The following is a 16,217-nucleotide window of genomic DNA, read 5'->3' as shown; positions in this document are numbered from 1 at the left end:
CCCGAGGCTGGGGACCGACCGTCGGTCACGGGTCGGGGTTCATGGCTACCTCCCTGCCATCAACCGCTGCTGTGACAGCGACTTCGTGTCGCACTACTGAACTCCGTTCTGACTCGACACCAGAACGGTACCCCTGGTCATTCACAGGGGAACGGTGATCGGCCCCCGTCGCCCGGCGGGGGCCGTTGCTGTGCGGCGCTCACCCTGCGGAACGAGCCGTTCGGGTTGCTGCGGCTACGGATCCTTGACGCAGGTGGAGGTCACACCACCGTGGATGGACGGGACGTACGGACAACGACGGTCAGGGAACGGGTGCGCGGCCGGGCCACGGCGGCCCGGCCGCGCACCGGTACAAGGTGGTGGAGCGGCTCACGACCACTGCCCACCAGTGGATCGACGGTCCTGGACGGTGAGTTGTCGGGACCGATGTGCGGTGTCGGTCACGTATCGGAGGGCTACAGGTCCGATGCCGGCGGCGTGTCGGTGGAGCCTGGGACCTTGCGAGAGATCCTGCCGGGTGCCCACCCGGCAGACGTGCGACAGGCAAGGAATCACCATGACCACTCACGTCACGATCATCGGCGCCGGGCTCGGAGGACTGACCCTCGCCCGCGTCCTCCATGTCCACGGCATCCCGGCCACGGTCTACGAGGCGGAGCCCTCACCGACGGCGCGTTCGCAGGGCGGGATGCTCGACATCCACGAACACAACGGCCAACTGGCTCTCCAGGCGGCAGGTCTGATCGACGAGTTCCGCAGCCTCATCCTGGAGGGGCGCCAGGCGATGCGGATCCTCGACCGGAACGGGACCGTCCTGTTCGACCAACCCGACGACGGCGCTGGTGGACGCCCCGAGGTGCAACGCGGCGAGCTGCGACAGATCCTGCTCGACTCGCTCCCGACCGGCACCGTCCGGTGGGGCCACAAGGCCAGCAGTACCCGTGCCCTCGGCCAGGGCCGCCACGAGGTGACCTTCGCCGACGGCAGCACCGTCGTCACGGGCCTGCTGGTCGGCGCGGACGGCGCGTGGTCACGGGTCCGGCCGCTGCTCTCCACCGCCACACCGCAGTACGTCGGCCGATCGTTCGTCGAGACCTATGTGTTCGACGGCGACACCCGGCACCCCGCCGCCGCGAAAGCGGTCGGCGGTGGGTCGCTGCTCGCGCTCGCGCCGGGCAAGGGGATCCAGGCCCACCGGGAAAGGGGCGGGACCCTCCACACCTACGTGGCGCTGTCCAAGCCGCAGGACTGGTTCGACGCCATCGACTTCACCGATGCCGCCGCGGCCACCGCGCGGATCGCCCAGGAGTTCGACGGCTGGGCGCCGGAGCTCACCGCGCTGATCACCGACAGTGACACCGCGCCGGTCCTGCGCCTCCTCAACGGCCTGCCACTCGTGCACCGGTGGGATCGGGTGCCGGGGGTGACCCTGGTCGGCGACGCCGCCCACCTCTCGGTCCCGAACGGCGAAGGCGCCAACCTGGCCATGTACGACGGCGCCGAACTCGGCAGGGCCCTCGCCGCGCACCCCGATGATGTCGAGGCCGCCCTCACCGAGTACGAGCAGGCCATGTTCCCCCGCGGCACCGAAGCCGCCACCGAAGCCGCCACCGAAGCCGCCCAACTCCACGAGCTCATGTTCGGCGACACCGCACCCCACGGCCTGGTCACCGCGTTCACCGGACACGAGCAGACCCCATGAGCCGCTACGTCGTGTGAGCCATGCGGCCCCGTACGGCCGGTGACAACAAACCTGCCCGTACGACATCCACCGTGCTTCGGCTCACGGTTCCGGGATGAGACACCGGGAGAGAACGACCTCTCAGACCCGGTCCGCCGCAATCAGCAGGTAGTGGAAGCTGCCCTCCTTGTAGGCGGTGAGGAACGGGTCCTCGACGCCGGTCGCCAGCGAGGACTTGGCCCGCAGCTCCCAGTAGGGAATCGTCGCGGCCGTCAGGTCGACGACGTTCATCGGGACGAGGCCGTTGGCCGCCATGGCCTTGAAGTAGGCGCTGCGCGGGTGGATGTTGCACGTGTAGTGCTCGTCGATGCGGCTGACGGCCTTGGAACGGCCACCCGTCACATCGTTGGAGCAGCCGGTGATGACGACGTAACGGCCGCCGAAGGAGAGCTGGCGGGCGTGCTCGGCGAAGAGGTCGGACAGGTCCACGTACATGGTGGACTCGTTGTTCCAGATGCCCTGGAAGGCGGCGGTCGGCAGGCCGGTGTCCAGCATGTTGCGGAAGTGGTAGCGCACCTTGTCGTCGACGCCCCGCTTGCGGGCCTGGCCGTTGGCGAACTCGACCTGGGTCTCGGAGATGGAGACGCCGTCCACCCGGCAGCCGAAGCGGGCATTGGCCATGATGCTGGTGCCGCCGCGGCCGCAGCCGGCGTCCAGCAGGCGGTGGTCCGGGGCTATCGGGCCGAGGTGGTCGAGCAGGATGTCGGCCTGGGCCGACTCCAGGCGGTGAAGTTCGCCGATGATGCGCTCGTCGCGGGTGCCCTCGGGGCCGTCCAGGACGGAGGGGTCGTAGTCGCCGAGGCCGTAGTGGTGGTGGTAGAGCCCGTCGACGTCGCCCAGGCGCAGGTTGACCTGGTCCTTCTCCTTGTTCCAGTAGTCCGCCACGGACTTCTGGTAGGCGGTGCGCAGGACGGGTGCGGAGGCGGCAGGTGTGGTGCTCATGGGGTGAGGCTCCTTGCGATGTACGGATGTCAGGAAGTCGGTGAGGTGTAGCGGGGGCTGCCGCTGTGCCATGCGCGGTTGCCGCCCAGCCAGGCCCACACCCCCGCGAGGAAGCGGCGCAGCTGGGGCGAGCCGGCGAGGGCCAGGGCCGCAGCCTCCGTCTCGAAGGTGCGCACCAGCTCGTCGTGGATCGCCGCGCTCCGTTCGACCGCCTCGCGCGGCGAGCACCGCTCCTCCTCGGCGATCACTGTCGGCAGGTTGAACTCCACACTCGCCGAGTGGCGTTCCTTCGCCATCGAGTACAGGTCGTTGACGAGGGTGGCGGCGGTGGAGGCCATGGTCACGGCGCGGCGCACCCGTGGGTCGGCGTATTCGGCGGCGGGCAGCGCGTAGCCGCCCACCATGTCGGTCATCGCGATGCACGGGAGGAAGCTGTTGATCTGACGGTGCGCCAGATACTCCCAGACGGCGGGCATCCTGCCCTGCGTGCGCCAGGAGCCCTCCTGGCCGTAGCCCACGAACAGGACGGCCAACTCGTGGTGCAGCCGGGCAAGTTGGGACGGGTCCGCGTACCGGGACAGGTGGGCGAAGCCGGTGCGCAGGGCGGTGCGTACCGGGTCGTCCCGCATGGCCTTCTCGACGGCGGGAAGGTAGCGGAGCGGAGGGTGGGCGGGGTCGACGGCCGCGTACGCGACCCCGAGCTGAGCGCCGAGCAGCGCCGGTGCGGAACCCATCGTCTCGTCGTCGCAGTAGTAGTCGTCCGTGGCCCACTCCGCCAGCGCGCACTTGGCCGCCGCCAGCAGCCGGTCCGGGTCGTCGGTGTCGGGGTGGGCCAGCATCATCAGGCGCCCGAAGTCCGCCGCGCGGACGCGGTCGAGCCGTCCTGCGTAGAGCCCGATCTCCTCGGCCCACGCCACCAGGCGTGCGTTGACCTCGTCGGCGAGCGCCTGGTCGACGCGGAGTGCGGGCGGGCAGTACAGGTCCGGGACGGCGGCGCCCCCGACGTCCTTGCGCCCGGCATCGTCCTTGCGTCCGGCAACGTCCTTGCGTCCGGCCGCGATACGGGCGGCCGAGGTGCCCAGCCCCGTCGGCCCGGTCGGGAGCGGGGCGGTCCTCTCCGGGAGGGCGCCACCGGTTCCGGGCAGCAGCTTCGGTGCAGCCGGGCGGACGTCCTGGTGTGGGGGAGAGGCGAGCAGCGTGGCCATCAGCCGCGCCACGTCGTGACGGGCCGCGGGCGCGGTCATGCGGGAGAGCAACGACACGGATGACTCCTCAGCCTCAGGCCGGCGTGCCGAAGACCTCGACGTTCTCCAGGACGCCGAGCGCATCGGGCACCAGAACGGCCGCCGAGTAGTAGGTGCTGACCAGGTAGGAGATGATCGCCTGCTCGTTGATGCCCATGAACCGGACGTTCAGACCGGGCTCGTACTCGTCCGGGATCCCGGTCTGGCGCAGCCCGACCACGCCCTGTCCGTCCTCGCCCAGCCGCATCGCGAGGATCGCGGAGGTGCCCGCCTCCGAGACGGGGATCTTGCCGCAGGGGACGAGGGGCACGCCCCGCCAGGCCGGCACCGGATGGCCGTCGACATCGGCGGTGTCGAAGGCAAGGCCCCGCTTGTTGCACTCACGGCCGAAGGCCGAGATGGCCCGGGGGTGGGCGAAGAACACCTTGGTCCCGCGCCGCATGCTGAGCAGCTCGTCCATGTCGTCCGGGGTGGGCGGGCCGGAGTGGGTGGAGATGCGCTGGCTGTAGTCGGCGTTGTGCAGCAGCCCGAACTCGGGGTTGTTGACGAGCTCGGACTCCTGGCGCTCGCGCAGCGCCTCGATGGTCAGCCGCAGCTGCTGCTCGACCTGGTCCATCGGGTCGTTGTAGAGGTCCGCGACCCGGCTGTGCACACGCAGGATCGTCTGCGCGACGCTCAGCTCGTACTCGCGGGGCTGGAGCTCGTAGTCGACGAACGTGCCCGGCAGCACGGGCTCGCCGACGTGCCCGGAGGCGAGGTCGACGGCCGCCTCGCCCTTCTTGTTCTGCGGCCGTGCCGTGTCGGCCTGGCGCCGCCGGACGTGCGCCCGCAGCTCCTCGTTCCGGCCCGCCACCTCCTCGTACGCGGCCCGGGGCAGCGCGAGCACCGTGCACGCCGTCATCGCGCGCGCCGTGAACTCCCACGTGCCCGGCTCCTCGGCCACCGCCTGCCCGCCGAAGAACGCGCCGTCCGCCAGCACGCCCCTCCGTGACTGCTCGCCGTACGCGCCAGGGGCGAGCTTCTCCACCTTGCCGCGCGCGATCAGGTGGACGTCGTCGAGTGCCCGACCCCGCTCGGCGATCACCTGGCCTGCCTCGTACTCCCGCTGCTCGCACCGCTCGGCCAGCGCCCGCAGCACCGCGGCGTCGTCGTACCCGCGCAGCAGTGGCAGTTCGCCCAGTTCGGCGGGGACGACCTTGACCGCGGCCCCTTCCTGGACGAACGTCACGCGGCCGTCGCCGACCTCATACGCCAGCCGCCGGTTGACCCGGTACGTACCGCCTTTGACCTCCACCCAAGGCAGCATCCGCAGCAGCCACCGCGAGCTGAGGCCCTGCATCTGCGGCACGGTCTTGGTGGTGGTCGCCAGGTTCCGGGCGGCGGCGATCCCCAGACTGAGCTGTGCCCGGCCTGCTGTCTGCTCGGGCTGCTCCGGCTGCTGCCGATGCACTGCGGTCGACATCCGCTCCGGTCCCTTCCGTCTGGCGCATACGTCAAGAAGGAGCCCCTGGAATGGTCCGATCGGACGACGACGGGCTCCCGCCGCGCAAGTGAAGCAGCGCTTAATGATGTTGGTCGAGGTGACCGGAAATGTGCCGATGCAATTGCGTCACCGAATGGAGTGGTCACTATGTCCAATATGGCGTGACGCTGGCGCTTTTGGGCTGGCTGAGGTGGTGCCGTACGCGAGAGCTGGCGCTGCGCGTTCCATGATCGAGGTGGCCGATAATGTGCGGTTGGGTGGGCGATGGATGCGGTCAACGGACCTTCTCTCGGACTCACCTCACCGGACCCTCGCTCCGGTCGGCAGCACGGCACGAGCGATGCCGGTGAGGTTGCCCTGTGCGACGAGGATCTCCTTCCGGTCCGATCCGTCGAGACCGGCCGCGTAGACACTCCCGGCCAGGTCGGTCACGTACATGTGGCCGCCGGCCGGATCGAGGGCGATGCCGATGCCTTCCATCAGGTGGGTCACGAGGATCTCGGGCGTCCGCTGCGCGTCCGGCGGGTTCAGCGGCGAGCGGTTCACGGTGTTGCCGCGCGGCGGGTCCCCGCGATCCGTCCAATACAGCATGCGCTCCACGAGGTCGAGCTCCAGGTCTATCGGCTCCGGAAGCCCCTCGAACAGCACCTCGATGTCGCTGCGGTCGGCCGGGCTCTCCCCGGCGGGCAGGTCGATTCCGGCCGTCAGGAGCCTGCCGCGTCCCGCGTCGCTCGGGCCCTTCTGCGTCCAGTAGAGGTGTTCGCCGACCGGGTCGACGGCGACTCCCACGCACCACCTGGTCTCGTCCCGGGCGTCGTCCTCCCCCTGCCCCGTCTGTACGAGGGTCTCGACGTTCGAGCCGTCGAGGTCGCAGCGCATCACGCGCATGCCCTCGCGGTCACCCCAGTACAGCTTCTGGTCAGTGGCCTCGAAGTGGAGCTGCTTCGGTGTGTGGGTGACGCCGCTCGGGACGATCGTCGTCCGGTTGCCTCCGTCCAGGTCCACGCGCTCGATCGAGCCGTCGTTCTCCGACGGGACGCCCATGTTCGTCCAGTAGATGTGCCCGGCCGCCGTATCGACGGCGACCCCGTCGGGGACCCTGCACCCGGTGACGAGGACCGTCTTGTCGGAGCCGTCGGGGTTCACGGAGAACAGGCGGCCGCCACCGCTGGCTTCGAGTACGAACAGTCTCTCCTGACGCTGCGTCACGGCTGTTCCTTCCCCTCGGGACCGGATGCCTCGCTCGGCGACGGTTCGTGCTGGGCACGCACGGCCAGCAGGGCCGAGAGCATCGCGTCGCGCCGGGCGGCCAGTTCGTCGACCGAGTGGCCGTTGGCCTCCTTGAGGACACCGTCGACGATCGTGTCCTTGAGCTCCGGTGTGAACTCGGGGGTGCCCAGTTGCTGCCAGGCCTCCACCATCCGCGGCATGAGGGTGTCCATGAAGTGCTGGATGCCGCCCTCTCCTCCGCCGAGGTGCCACAGCAGATGGGGGCCCATGACGCCCCATCTGAGCCCCGGCCCCCAGGACACCGCGGCGTCGGAGTCCGCCACGTCGAGGACTCCCTCCTGGACCAGGTACACGACCTCGCGGTACAGCGCCTCCTGGATGCGGTTGGCGACGTGCCCGGGAAGTTCCTTCTTGAGGTGAATGGGTTTCTTGCCGATCGCGGCGTAGAACGACATGACGTCCTGGATCGTCTCCGGGGCGGTCTTCTTCCCGCCGACGACCTCGACCAGCGGGACGATGTGCGGTGGGTTGAAGGGATGGCCGATGACGGTCCGCTCCGGACGCCGGCACTCGGTCTGGATGACGCTCATCGTGATGCCCGACGAACTCGACGCGATGATCGCGTCAGGCGGCGAGGCGTCGTCGATGTCGGCGAACAGCCCGACCTTGAGCTCCGGGCGCTCCGGCGCGTTCTCCTGCACGAAATCGGCGTGCGCGACGGCCTGACGCATGTCCGCGGTGAAGCTCAGGCGCGCGAGCGAGGCCCCGGGCACGAGCCCGATCGACGCAGCCGCGTCCCATGCCGCCGCCACGTACGACCGCAGGGCCGTCTCCGCGGTGGGGGCGGGGTCGGTCGCCGTGACATCGAAGCCGCGGACGAGATAGTGCGTTGCCCAGCTCGCACCGATGGTGCCGGTCCCGACGATCGCCACACGGTGAACGGGCCTGTGCGAAATCATGGCTGGTCACTGCTCCTGAAGGTTTGACGCGGGCTGGGGGAGAGGGAGGCGGCTGGCGCGACCGGTATCGGCGGCCGAGTCGGACGGGGCGCGCATCTCGGCGAACGGTCGCGCGCCTTGCCGCGCGTCCTGGCCCGCCATCAGTCCGTTGAACGCTGGTGGAACGTCGAAGCGTCCGGGGGCGGATCCATGAGGCAAGCCTCGGCCGGCGGCAGTGTCGGCGCATCGGGCTGTGCGCCCAGGAATCGAGCGCTTCCTTGGTATCGCGGTACAGGTCGCGTGCTCAGGGCTGTTCCCTGTGGGCTGCAAGGCCGACGCACAGGGACCGCTCAAGCCGGGCGCCCGAACGACAGCCGAGGAACTGCGTGAGTACGTCAAGCGTCAGGTCGCCGCCTATAAGTATCCGCGGAAGGTATGGATCACCGACGCGCTGCCCAAGGGACCCACCGGCAAGATCCTCAAGCGGGAGATCGTCCCGCCGCCCGAGCCGGACCGGCGGTGAGGCGGCCCGCAACAGCCCTGTCACGCCGCATGTGATGCCCGATCGCGGGCGTGTGTCACGGCTCGGGGGCGGTGTCGGTGTCGAGGGCCGTGGCCCGCAGGGCGGCTGCGAGGCGGACGGCGGGTTCGGCGGGCGGCTGGGGAAGCCGGGCCAGGAGCAGGCGCCGCAGCTCCTGCGGCCCGCCGCGTACCGGCAGGATACGCACGCCGGGTGGCGCGGCGTCGGCCAGCCCGGAGGGCACGGTGGTCAGCCCACAGCCCGCGGTCACGAGGTGCAGTTTCGCCAGCCAGTCCCGGGCCGTGTGCACGATCTCGGGCCGCTCGTCCAGGCCCGGCCACACCCCCATCAGCTGGTCCGCGCCGGACGACGGACCGGCGATCCACCGCCGGCCGCGCAGGTCGGCCACGTCGACGTAATCGCCGCGGGCCAGGGGATGCGCCGCCGGCACAGCCAGGCAGAGGGGGCGCTCCGAAAGCGTCTGAATCACCAGCGGGGGCGACTCGGTGTCCGGCGCGCGGAACGGCGGCGCCGATGCCAGCAGCGCGAGGTCGATGCTCCCCGCCCGCAGGGCGCGGACCAGCGCCGGGGTGGTCCCCTCGCGGCTGATGACGTGCACGCCCGGGTCGCTGCGGCGCAGCGCGGCCAGGGCCTGCGGTACCAGGGTGACGCCGGCGGTGGGCAGCCACCCCAGGCGCACCGTGCCGCCGCCCTCTTCGGGCAGGCCCGACAACTCCCGGGCGGTCGCGTCGATCTCGTCCAGTACGACTGTCGCTCGGCGCATGACGAGACGTCCGGCCGCGGTCAGCCGCACGCCGTCGCGCCGCCGCTCCAGCAGCTCCGCGCCCGCGGCCCGCTCGATCGAGGCGATCTGCCGGGAGACCGCCGACTGCGTGTACCCCAGCGACACGGCGGCCGCGGTGAAGGTCCCCTGCTCGGCCACCGCGCGGAAGACCCGGAGCGCGGTCAGTGACACATCGGTGAAGTCCATGACGTATACGCATACCACCTGTGCACAACTTTCGTTGGACGCATGGGGCGGGGAGTTCCTACCGTTGCCGGCATGAACACTCCTCGCATCGCCCTCGTCACCGGCGCCAACCAGGGTCTCGGGCGGGCCCTGGTCGAAGGACTCGCGGCCCGTATGGGCAAGGAAGACCTGGTCCTGCTCACCGGACGCAGCGAGCGGCGGGTCACCGACGCCGCCCGCGAGGTGGCGCAACTGCCCGCCACCCGCGCCCAGGTGCGCGGCCGGGCCCTCGACGTCACCGACACCGACGCCATAGCCCGCCTCGCCGACGAACTACGGGCCGAGTACGGCGGCATCGACGTGGTGATCTCCAACGCCGTCGCCCGGGTGCTGCCGCACGAGTCGCAGGCCGCGCGCGCCGACGAGTTCATCGACGTGTCCAACACGGCCACCCACGCGGTCCTGCGCTCCTTCGGCCCGGTGCTGCGCCCCGGCGGCCGGCTGCTCGTCGTGGCCAGCAGCCTGGGCACGCTCGGCCACCTCGACCGCCGGCTGCACCCCCTGTTCGACGGCGCGGGCCTCGACCAGGTCGAGTACGCCGTCGAGTCCTGGCGCAACGCCATCCACCACCACACAGCCGAAGAAGCGGGCTGGCCGCGCTGGCTGAACGTGCCGTCGAAGGTGGCCCAGGTCGCCGCCGTACGCGCGGTCGCCGCCGCACGCCGCGAGCGCGACCTCGCGACCGGCACCCTGATCGCCTCCGTCTGTCCCGGCATGGTCGACACCGCGACCTCCCGGCCCTGGTTCAGCGACTACAGCCAGGCCCAATCGCCCTCCGAGGCGGCCCGGGCGGTGCTCGATGTCGTGTTCGCCGAGCACGTCGACCCCGCCCTGTACGGCGAGTTGATCCGCTTCGGCAAGGCCCTGGACTGGCACGCAGGCACGCCCCTGGTGGAACAGGACCGCATGCTCACGCCCTGAGCCCGATACCCCGCCCCGGCCCAACCCGCCGCACCGAACCAGGAGTTCCCCCATGAGCCGGATCACCACACCCTACGGTTTCTCCAGCACGGCCGCAGAGGTCGCACACGGCATCGACCTCACCGGCCGCCGCGCGCTGGTCACCGGAGCCTCCTCCGGGCTCGGCGCGGAGACCGCCCGCGCCCTGGCCGGAACGGGGGCGGCCGTCACCCTGGCCGTCTGCGACGTGCCGGCCGGCGAACGCGTCGCCAAGGACATCACCGAAGCGACCGGCAACCAGGACCTGCACGTCGCCCACCTGGACCTCGCCGACCCGGCATCCGTCGCCGCCTTCACCACGGCCTGGCAGGGGCCGCTGCACATCCTGGTCAACAACGCAGGCGTCATGGCCTGCCCCGAGCAGTACACCGAACAGGGCTGGGAGTGGCAGTTCGCCACCAACCACCTCGGCCACTTCGCCCTCGCCACCTCGGCCCTGCTGGAAGGCATCGGCGGCCGCTACTTCATCGACTGCAACGAGACCGAGACCGTCGACCGCCGCACCGGCACCCTGCACGGCGTGGCCCGCTACGCCCTCGACCCGGCGGGCGCCCGGCGTCTGTGGACGCTCTCCCAGGAACTCCTCGCAGACGCCGCCTGAACCGCACGACCTCCAGAGCTGCCGCACCCGGTTCAAGACGGCAGAGCCAATCCCGATTGGTGCCGACCAGGGCGTCACCGCCGCGCTGGCGCACGGTTCACCCGCAGGGCCCCATGAGCCCTCACTGGCCCTTGAGTTCGTCGATTCGGACGGGTCACTGCCGGGTCACCTGGCCGGAGCGCGCTCCGGGGTCGTCAAGGCAAGGGCGACGTTCGTCGTCGAGTGGCTTCGCTGCGCGACCGCTCGTCACCGCACGGTGTGCATCCCGTGACCGGTGATTCACCGATCGTGCAGAGCCTGGGCCGCAGCGGCGCCGCAATCGTGGCCATTATCAGGATCACGCCGCTGCTTCCTGCCCCACTTCGCCCGGGCCGGGAAGCCCCGGAAGCCCGGGAAGCCCGGCCCGGTGAAGCCGCCGTGACCGGCAGATATCGGGAAGGATTGCAGGTCAACGGCCCTTGTCACATGCGGCAGTGCACCTGGAACGAGCAGGGCCGGCGCACAAGGCGTATATGTGAAGCCATCGGCAGTACGAACAGGTGCGGTAGGCCGAACCGTGCGGTGGCTTCGTTCCTGTCGGGCCACGAGCACGGCCCGACAGCAGGAGATGCACTGTGAAAGTCCTGCAACCCACGCTGGCCAGGGTGCCGTGGATCCTGGCAGCGCTGGCCCTCGTGGCCGGCGTCCTGCTGGACCTCTTCGCGCCCCAGCCGTACACGGGACTCCCGCTGCTGGCCGCTGCACCGCTCGTCGCGGGTGCCACGCTCTCCTTTCGCTCCGCGCTCGCCGTCGTGTGTGTCACGTGCGTGGTGTCGGTGGCGGTGGACATCGAACGCCGACGTCCGGTGACGCCCTTGGTCGTCGATCTGGCCGTGGTGGGCGTGATCGGTGTGCTGGCTCTCGCGGTCAACCGCTTCATTGCGCGGCAGGGCCGCGATCTGGCGCTGGCCAGGGATGTCGCGGAGGCGGTCCAGAGGGCGGTCCTCCCGGAACCGCCGAGGGAGGTCGGGCCGCTGACCGTGGCTGCCGGGTACACGGCGGCGCAGGCCGAGGCGCAGATCGGCGGGGATCTGTTCGTGGTGCAGGAGACGCCGTTCGGGGTGCGGATGATCATCGGGGATGTGCGCGGCAAAGGTCTTGCGGCTGTCGCCGCCGTGTCGGTCGCGATCGGAGCGTTCCGCCAGGAGGCCGAGTACGCCCCCACCTTGGTCACGCTGGCACAGCGGTTGGACGAGGCGATGGCGCGGGAAGCCGCCCGGAGCGGCCCGGTGATCTCCACGGAGGGCTTCACCACCGCCGTGTTGGCCGAGGTGGCCGCCGAGGGTGAGGTGCTGAGCTTGGTTAACTGTGGGCATCCGCCCCCGTACCTGGTGCACGACGGACAGTTCGTACGGCTCGACCCGACCGCTCCACGGCTGCCTCTCGGAGTGGGGCTGAGCGATGTCACTCCTGCCGGCTCCGTGCCTGTCGATGTGGTGCGGCTGCCCGTTGGGGCCTCGTTGCTGCTGGTGACCGACGGTGTCACCGAGGCGCGGGACAGGCGGGGGAAATTCTATGACCCGGTCTTCTCCGGGCGCATGCGAAGGCCGTTCACGGACCCCGAGGCGCTGGTGGATGCCCTCACCAAAGACGTCGACCGCTGGACCGAGGGCGAACGCGCGGACGACATGGCCATCCTGGTCGTCACCCGGCGCCGCCCTCCCTGTGCCGCCTGATCTGTGCCCGCGCCCGCACGACGCCGCCTCGCCCTCGGCTCCACCGCGGCAACGCGCTCGGTCGGCCGGGACCGGAGCTGACCTCGGGAGCACGTATCCGGACACCGAATCGGGCCCTGGCCTTCACCGGGCCCTGGCTTTCTCCAGGCTCTGACCTTCACCGGGCCCGGACTGTCGCCGGGCCCGGCGCACAGCCCCCTACGCTACGGCTCCCGTGCCACCGCCCGAACCGGCAGCGGTCTTGCGGCGACGCACGCCGATAATCGCGCCCGCCCCGACGGCCATCGCCACGCCGCCCACCAGGGCGATCGCCGGCAGTGCGGAGGACGAGCCGGTCGCGGCCAGCTGGCGCTCGCCCGAGGCAGGCGTGCCGCCGCCCTGCGGGGTGGTGCCGCCGGTGGTGCCACCGCCGGGCGCGGCGCTCTCACGGGGCTTGTCCGGCCTGCCGGGTCGGCCGGGCTTGCCGCGCGCCGGGAGGATCTTGAAGTCGTACTGCGCGTGGTTGGAGGTGCCGCAGGAGCCGTCCCGATTGTGGAACATCCCCTCCACGATCGCGTAACCGGCACCGGGCTTGGCTGGATTGATCGCGCGGATGCGCAGCGGCAGCGTGACGGTGCTGTGCGCGGCGACGGGGAATCCGGTGAACTCGCTGTCGATCGTGGCATCTTCGAAGCTGAGCCACTTGCCCGTCACGGGATTGCGGAACTGCGCCTCCAATTCTTCGTACGGCCGGTCGACGATCTCGGCGGAGGAGATGTACGGCTGCGGCCGGACCTTCTCCATGGCCTTGTCGGAGGTGTTGCTGACCGTTATGGAGGACAGGCTCCAGTCGGCACCCGCGACGAACGCGGACTGTAGCCCCTTGATCGCCATGTGCAGGCGCTTGGGCCCGATCGCGCAGTCCTCGCCCGAGGGCCTCTCCTCGGAGGAGGACACGCCGGGCGTGGTGCCGGCCTCGGCACCGGTTTCCTCGCTGGGCTTGGCGCCGGGCGCGGGCTTGGTGTCGCCGCCCGTCCCGGGCTTTACGGTCCCCTCAGTCTCGATGGTCGGGCCGCCGACCCCGGGCGACTCGCTCGGCCCCGTCGCCCCGTCCGGCCCCGTCGCCCCGTCCGACCGTGCCGCGTCGCCACCGTTCTCCGAGCCGCCTGTCGTCTGCGACGCATGGGTGGGTGCTGACGAGCTCTGGGCGTCCGTGGCGAACGCGGTGGCGGGCACGGTTACTACAACGACGGGCGCGACGACGGCAGCCGCCGTCGCGGCGGCCGTTAAGGCTCGGCGGAACTTCATCAAAAAGGACCTTCCTGAGTTGTCACCCTGGCTGTCAGGGGCTTGCGCATACGTGACTACTGGCGGGGCAAAAGGTTGCACCGCAAGGCCAGTTGTGGTCGAAGATCACAGCGCCACCAACTACTTGGACCCTGTCCACACGCCAGGGGCAGGGCTGGCCCTTGTCCACACGTCCGGCCCCGGGAGGGACGGGGCCGACCGGAGAGGGGCGGGAGTCGCTGAGCGCCGCCGGGTGCCACCGGCCCGGCCTTGGCTCCGTCAGTGACCCGTCGGGCATTCCTCAGGAGGCGCGGTTCAGCGGCACAGGGCCGTGTCCACGACACCGTCCATGCGCTCCTTGGCTGTCCGGCTCGGCTGCGTGGTCACGGCGACGTTGGCGGCGCGGCCGTCGTCGGTGGCGCCGCCTCGGGTTTCGTATCCCGTCATGCTGCCGCCGTGGCCCCAGTACATACCGCCGCACGACAGAGGCGTGCTCACGAGGCCCAGCCCGTAACGGGCACCGGTGGGGAAGGGGTAACTGGCGGGAACGGTGGTGCGCATCTGGTCAAGCTGAGTCTTCGGGAGAAGGCGGCCGGCCAACAGCGCGGTGAAGAACCGGTTCAGGTCGGAGTTGGTGGACACCATCTGGCCCGCGGCCCAGGCCCAGGAAGGGTCCCACTCCGTGGCGTCGACCAGAGGCGCACCTGCCGAATCCCGGTCGTAACCCCTGGGATGGTGCTCCCGGATCGCCACCTCGCCGGGGGCGGGGAAGTAGGTGTGGCGCAGGTCGATGCGTTTGATGACGCGCCGATCGATCTCCTCGGCGAGGGGGCGGCCGGTGACCTTCTGCACGATCAGGCCGGTCACCACGTAGTTCGTGTTGCTGTAGGCCCATTTCGTGCCAGGGACGAAGTCGGCCTTGTGCTGGAGAGCGAGGTCGAGGAGTTCGCGGGGGCCGTAGTAGCGGATGCCGTCGCTGAGGTACTTGCTGTAGTTGGGAAGTCCGCTGGTGTGCTGCAGTAGTTGGCGGACGGTGATGCGGCGTCCGTCGATCCCGTCCCCGCGGACGAGGCCGGGCAGATAGGTGTCGACCGGGGTGTCGAGGCCGATCTTTCCTTCACTGACCAGTTGCAGCACGACCACTGCGGTGAAGGTCTTGGTGTTGCTGCCGATGCGCACCTGACCGTTCCTGGGCACCTTCGCACCGGTGGCGAGGTCGCCGACCCCTGCCGTGTAGGTACGGGTGCGGCCCTCACGGTCCTCGACGCTCGCCAGTGCGGCGGGCACGCCGTCGGTGTGCACCAGCGCGTTCAGGCCCTGCTGGACGGAGTTCGGCCTGGCGGCGGCAGACGCCGCGGGCGGGGCCAGGGCGCCCATCGTCATGACGCCGACGGCCATCGCGGCCGCGACCGGCACGGTTCTGCGCCGACCACTCCGCCGCCCGGACCTGCGAAACGTCTGCCATGCCTGCTCACGCACGAGCCAACTCCTACGGGACCGTCGGGTACCACCGGCTGTTGGGCCCAGCATCTCCGGAAGCGACCGCACGGGACGATCGTGCTACCCGCCCAGTTCCAGGTAGGGCTAACCCCCGGCCGCTCCGTTGACGAGGAACGGAGGCGGGGGAAGGGGAGGGGGGAGGGAGAGGGGGACGGGGGACGCCTGGGCGCTGTGGCAGCGTCAGTCGAGCGGCCTTGATTGAGCCTGGAGCCACCGGACCCGACCCGTCGGGCACGTCCAGTGGGCGCGCTGACTACTTGTCGACGGATGGCTCGGGCTTCGCCTGGAGCTCGTCGAGCCGCAGAAACGCCAGCGCACGGCGCATCAGATCGACGAGTTCCTCGGGCTCGTCCTGCCAGGCCCAGTGCTCCATGGTGACGGTGAACGCATCCAGCACCGCGGTGGTCAGCAGACGCACTTCGAGACTGTCGACGGGGGCGCCCGCGCGGGACGCCAGCGCGGGCGCGAGCCGTTCCTGCATCTCCCGTCCCGCGGCGAGCCAGCGCATCTTCAGGGCGGGGACGGTCCCCAGGACCCGGACCAGCCGACGGGCCCGAGCGGTGTCCTCCAGGCGCCGCTCGGCCGTCGCCGTCCCGAAAGACGCCTCGATGGCGGAGCTGAGCGGCTCTTCGACCGGATGTTGTGCGAGAACGTCCACGAGTTGGCCGACGCTGGAGGCGTAGAGGGGAGTGAGGGCGTCCTCCTTCGCCGGGCAGTAGCGGTAGAAGGTGCGCAGGGAGATGCCCGCGGCCGAGGCGATGTCCTCGACGGTCGTCGTGTCGTAACCGCGATCGGCGAACAGGGTCGCCGCGGCCTCCGCGATCTCCAGTCGAGTCTGAAGGCGCCGATGTTCCGTCAGGGACGGACGGCCCCGCGCTGCCGCCATTGTGTGCTCCTTGCCGTGCTTCGCCTCAGCCCTCATTGTCACAGACAGAATTTTTGGCATGCCGTGCCAAAAAAGAGTATGTTGTTCAGCGACTGATCAGGAGCCGATCGACCAGCGGCCGATTCGTCTACTACATCCGCTAGGCCCGTGCTGTCGCGCTG

The 16,217-nt window shown here is 70.4% G+C and carries 13 protein-coding genes and 1 pseudogene; 5 read left to right on the top strand and 9 right to left on the bottom strand.

All coding sequences use genetic code 11. The annotated features are described in order from the left end of the window. Nucleotides 1-556 precede the first annotated feature (556 nt). Entirely contained in the window at nt 557-1,702 is a 1,146-nt protein-coding gene (locus AB0C96_RS36565) for an NAD(P)/FAD-dependent oxidoreductase (RefSeq protein WP_362923727.1), read from the top strand. 120 nt (nt 1,703-1,822) lie between these two features. Here AB0C96_RS36565 and AB0C96_RS36560 read toward each other — a convergent pair whose 3' ends face one another. The 5 genes from AB0C96_RS36560 to AB0C96_RS36540 form a co-directional block, all read right to left on the bottom strand. After that, entirely contained in the window at nt 1,823-2,683 is an 861-nt protein-coding gene (locus AB0C96_RS36560) for a geranyl diphosphate 2-C-methyltransferase (RefSeq protein WP_362923725.1), read from the bottom strand. Nucleotides 2,684-2,712: 29 nt separating this feature from the next. Beyond that, the gene (locus AB0C96_RS36555) at nt 2,713-3,945 is read right to left on the bottom strand and encodes a family 2 encapsulin nanocompartment cargo protein terpene cyclase (protein WP_362923723.1); all 1,233 of its coding nucleotides are present in this window, start codon (nt 3,943-3,945) and stop codon (nt 2,713-2,715) included. A 16-nt stretch (nt 3,946-3,961) separates the two neighbouring features. Next, on the bottom strand, nt 3,962-5,389 hold the full coding sequence (locus AB0C96_RS36550; RefSeq protein ID WP_362923721.1) for a family 2B encapsulin nanocompartment shell protein: 1,428 nt from the start codon (nt 5,387-5,389) through the stop codon (nt 3,962-3,964). Between the two features lie 321 nt (nt 5,390-5,710). Then, nucleotides 5,711-6,619 carry a 3-hydroxyacyl-CoA dehydrogenase gene (locus tag AB0C96_RS36545; protein WP_362923719.1) on the bottom strand — a complete coding sequence of 303 codons (909 nt, stop codon included), beginning with the start codon at nt 6,617-6,619 and terminating at the stop codon, nt 5,711-5,713. Continuing rightward, entirely contained in the window at nt 6,616-7,599 is a 984-nt protein-coding gene (locus tag AB0C96_RS36540; protein ID WP_362923717.1) for a 3-hydroxyacyl-CoA dehydrogenase NAD-binding domain-containing protein, read from the bottom strand. The genes AB0C96_RS36545 and AB0C96_RS36540 overlap by 4 nt, the downstream gene beginning before the upstream one ends. Nucleotides 7,600-7,927: 328 nt before the next feature. Between AB0C96_RS36540 and AB0C96_RS36535 the strand changes: the two are divergent. Then, nucleotides 7,928-8,101 (top strand): annotated as a pseudogene (locus AB0C96_RS36535) (long-chain fatty acid--CoA ligase); the annotation flags it as partial. A 55-nt stretch (nt 8,102-8,156) separates the two neighbouring features. Here the strand turns inward: AB0C96_RS36535 and AB0C96_RS36530 are convergent. Then, nucleotides 8,157-9,089 (bottom strand): LysR family transcriptional regulator, encoded by a 933-nt coding sequence (locus AB0C96_RS36530; RefSeq protein WP_362923715.1) that lies wholly within the window; start codon nt 9,087-9,089, stop codon nt 8,157-8,159. A 72-nt stretch (nt 9,090-9,161) separates the two neighbouring features. Between AB0C96_RS36530 and AB0C96_RS36525 the strand changes: the two genes are divergently transcribed. From AB0C96_RS36525 to AB0C96_RS36515, 3 genes are all read left to right on the top strand, one after another. Beyond that, the gene (locus tag AB0C96_RS36525) at nt 9,162-10,049 is read left to right on the top strand and encodes an SDR family NAD(P)-dependent oxidoreductase (RefSeq protein ID WP_362923713.1); all 888 of its coding nucleotides are present in this window, start codon (nt 9,162-9,164) and stop codon (nt 10,047-10,049) included. Nucleotides 10,050-10,101: 52 nt separating this feature from the next. Next, nucleotides 10,102-10,689, top strand: coding sequence for an SDR family NAD(P)-dependent oxidoreductase (locus AB0C96_RS36520; RefSeq protein WP_362923711.1), 588 nt, complete (start codon nt 10,102-10,104; stop codon nt 10,687-10,689). 614 nt (nt 10,690-11,303) lie between these two features. Then, nucleotides 11,304-12,404, top strand: a complete 1,101-nt coding sequence (locus AB0C96_RS36515; protein ID WP_362923709.1) for a PP2C family protein-serine/threonine phosphatase — start codon at nt 11,304-11,306, stop codon at nt 12,402-12,404. A 198-nt stretch (nt 12,405-12,602) separates the two neighbouring features. Here the strand turns inward: AB0C96_RS36515 and AB0C96_RS36510 are convergent, their stop codons facing one another. From AB0C96_RS36510 to AB0C96_RS36500, 3 genes are all read right to left on the bottom strand, one after another. After that, nucleotides 12,603-13,691 carry an LPXTG cell wall anchor domain-containing protein gene (locus tag AB0C96_RS36510; protein ID WP_362923707.1) on the bottom strand — a complete coding sequence of 363 codons (1,089 nt, stop codon included), beginning with the start codon at nt 13,689-13,691 and terminating at the stop codon, nt 12,603-12,605. A gap of 294 nt (nt 13,692-13,985) precedes the next feature. Next, entirely contained in the window at nt 13,986-15,053 is a 1,068-nt protein-coding gene (locus tag AB0C96_RS36505; protein WP_362923729.1) for a serine hydrolase domain-containing protein, read from the bottom strand. Between the two features lie 370 nt (nt 15,054-15,423). Next, nucleotides 15,424-16,056, bottom strand: coding sequence for a TetR family transcriptional regulator (locus AB0C96_RS36500; RefSeq protein ID WP_362923705.1), 633 nt, complete (start codon nt 16,054-16,056; stop codon nt 15,424-15,426). Nucleotides 16,057-16,217 lie beyond the last annotated feature (161 nt).

This window comes from Streptomyces sp. NPDC048506 (genome assembly GCF_040651315.1).
Taxonomy (GTDB): domain Bacteria; phylum Actinomycetota; class Actinomycetes; order Streptomycetales; family Streptomycetaceae; genus Streptomyces.
The sequence above is the reverse complement of the archived record's forward strand: the minus strand, read 5'-3'. Positions and strand labels throughout refer to the sequence as shown.